At 39.0% G+C, this 2,966-nt stretch carries 3 protein-coding genes; all 3 read left to right on the top strand.

The genetic code is table 11. The annotated features are described in order from the left end of the window. A partial coding sequence (locus K6G87_RS13865; protein WP_296838494.1) for a TrmH family RNA methyltransferase occupies positions 1-459 on the top strand: 459 nt, incomplete at its 5' end. Positions 460-674: 215 nt separating this feature from the next. After that, the gene (locus K6G87_RS13860; protein ID WP_296838491.1) at positions 675-1,367 is read left to right on the top strand and encodes an epoxyqueuosine reductase QueH; all 693 of its coding nucleotides are present in this window, start codon (positions 675-677) and stop codon (positions 1,365-1,367) included. Positions 1,368-1,460: 93 nt separating this feature from the next. Further along, a partial coding sequence (gene argS / locus K6G87_RS13855) for an arginine--tRNA ligase (RefSeq protein ID WP_296838489.1) occupies positions 1,461-2,966 on the top strand: 1,506 nt, incomplete at its 3' end.

Raw genomic sequence — 2,966 nt, 5'->3', positions numbered from 1 at the left:
AATATAGGTGCCATATTCAGAAGCGCTGCGGCTTTTAATGTAGAAGCAATTCTTCTTACAAAAGGGTGTTGTGATCCGCTTTCAAGAAGGGCGATAAGAGTCAGTATGGGTAACGTATTTCAAATACCCTGGACTTATCTGGACACCTGCAAAGAAGAATATGATGATGGGAGACAAAGGTGCGCCGGCCTTCTTTTGCAAAATTTTGATATGCTTCATGCAAAAGGATTTAAAACTGCTGCGATGGCGCTTAAAACTGATTCCATAAGACTTGATGATGACAGGCTTAAAAAAGAAGATAAGCTTGCAATAATCATGGGAAATGAAGGAGACGGCCTTTCTGACCTTGCAATATCCATGTCTGATTACAAGGTTATAATTCCTATGGCGCATGACGTTGATTCTTTAAATGTTGCAGCTGCAAGCGCGGTCGCATTCTGGGAACTTGCAAGAAGATAAAAAAACATATATCCTTTATTAGAAAATCTTAACATGATGATTCAGATTAAATAATTATGTATTTGGAAATCCGAACAGATAGAGTTTAACCAAATTACAATTATCCTATTTAATTAGAACTATCATGTTAAAATTACAATACTTAATTAGATTATCATATAAAGTCAGAATTAACACATTTAGTCATATTTCATCAGATATATGGATGTACCACTATGAACAAAGAAAATTATGCAAAAGAACTTGAAAAGTATATAGAACAAAAGCAGAAAGAAGGCATATATCCAAAGCTTTTACTGCATGCCTGCTGCGCTCCATGTTCTTCATATTGTCTGGAATACTTAAGGGAATATTTTGACATCACACTTTTTTACTATAATCCCAATATTACTTCAGAATCTGAATATCATAAAAGAGTTGAAGAAGCTAAAAGACTGATAGAAGCCTATAACAGGCAGATTGATGATAAGAATTTTGAAGGCATGAATTCTGATGATAAGGCAAGGAAGATAAACTTTCTTGAAGGAGATTATAATCCGTCATCCTGGATTGAAGCTGTAAGGGGGCTTGAAGATTGCCCTGAAGGCGGTGACAGATGCGTAAAGTGCTTTGAGCTCAGACTTGATGAGACTGCACGTATTGCTAAGGAGATGGGATTTGACGGCTTTACTACAACGCTTACCATAAGCCCTTTAAAGAATGCTGATAATCTCAACAAGGCGGGAAAAGAAGCTGCGGATAAATTCGGAACTATTTTCCTTCCATCTGATTTTAAGAAAAAGAATGGATATAAGCGTTCAATTGAACTTTCAAAAATGTTTGGTTTATACAGACAGGATTACTGTGGCTGTTCATATTCCAAAGCTCAAAGAGAGCGGGAAAAAGCGGCTACAAGGGAGATTTCGTAAGACGAATTTCTTATTTGACTAAGTGTTGTTTCTTTATTATTATACATTAATAGATTTTTGACTTTATTATAGCTTTATTGAAAGGATACTATTTTGGAAAAGATATTAGATCTCATAAGTAAAGAAGTTTCCGATGCCTTTGAGGCAGCAGGATATGACAGAAGCCTTGGCAGATGCGGTGTTTCAAACCGTCCTGACCTTTGCGAATATCAGTGTAATGGTGCCATGGCAGGTGCGAAGCAGTATCACAAGGCTCCATTTATGATCGCCGATGAAGTTGCAGAAAAGCTTTCAGGAAATGAAATGTTTGAAAAGGCTGAATCTGTAAAGCCAGGATTTCTTAATCTTACAGTAAGCCGCGAATTTGTTCGTTCATATATAGTAAAGATGCTCCATGAGAAGAGATTTGGTGTTAGTCTTCCGGGTCATGAGCCTACAATAGTTCTTGATTACGGCGGACCTAACGTAGCTAAGCCTCTTCATGTAGGACATCTTAGAAGTGCTGTTATCGGTGAGTCTTTAAAGAGAATACTAAGATATACAGGAAATAAGGTTGTAGGTGATGTTCATCTTGGAGACTGGGGTCTTCAGATGGGTCTCATTATTACAGAGCTCAAGCTTCAGAAACCTGATCTTCCTTATTTTGATGAGTCATTTACAGGAAGCTATCCTAAGGAGCCTCCGTTTACACTTTCAGAGCTTGAGACAATCTATCCTCTTGCATCCGGTAAATCCAAAGAAGATGAAGAGTACAAGGCTGCTGCACTTGAAGCAACCAAGAAGCTTCAGGACGGAGACAGAGGATACCGCGCTTTATGGCACCACATCCTTAACGTATCAGTTTCTGACCTTAAGAAGAACTACAAGAACCTTAATGTTGATTTTGATCTCTGGTGGGGCGAGTCCACAGTTCATGACATAATCCCCGGAATGGTTGATTATTTCAAGGATAACGGATATGCTCACGAAAGCCAGGGCGCACTTGTTATAGATGTTACAAGAGAAGATGATTCCAAGGAGCTTCCTCCTTGTATCGTACTTAAGAGTGACGGTGCTGCACTTTATGCTACAACAGACCTTGCTACTATTAAAAAGCGTATGGATGAGTATCATCCGGATGCTATCTACTATGTAGCTGATAAGCGTCAGACACTTCACTTCACACAGGTATTTAGAAGTGCTCACAAGTCCAAGCTTGTTATGCCTGAGACAGACCTTCAGTTCGTAGGCTTTGGTACTATGAACGGAAGCGATGGTAAGCCATTTAAGACAAGACAGGGCGGTGTAATGCGTCTTGAAAGCCTTATATCTGAGATTGATGAGAAGATGTACAGTCGTATCAAAGAGGGTAATGAAGCTATAGATGATGAAGAAGCTAAAAAGACAGCTCATCAGGTAGCTCTTGCTGCGCTTAAGTACGGAGATCTCTCTAATCAGCCATCAAAGGACTATATCTTTGATATAGACAAGTTTACTTCATTTGAAGGAGATACAGGTCCATACCTTCTTTATACTATTGTTCGTATCAAGTCTATCCTTGCAAAGTACGAAGAGCAGTCAGGCAAGAAGGCTAAGGATGCCCGCCTTGCTGTATCAGGA

The organism is Butyrivibrio sp. (genome assembly GCF_024699075.1).
Note: the sequence above shows the minus strand (reverse complement) of the source record. Positions and strands in the feature narration are given on the sequence as shown.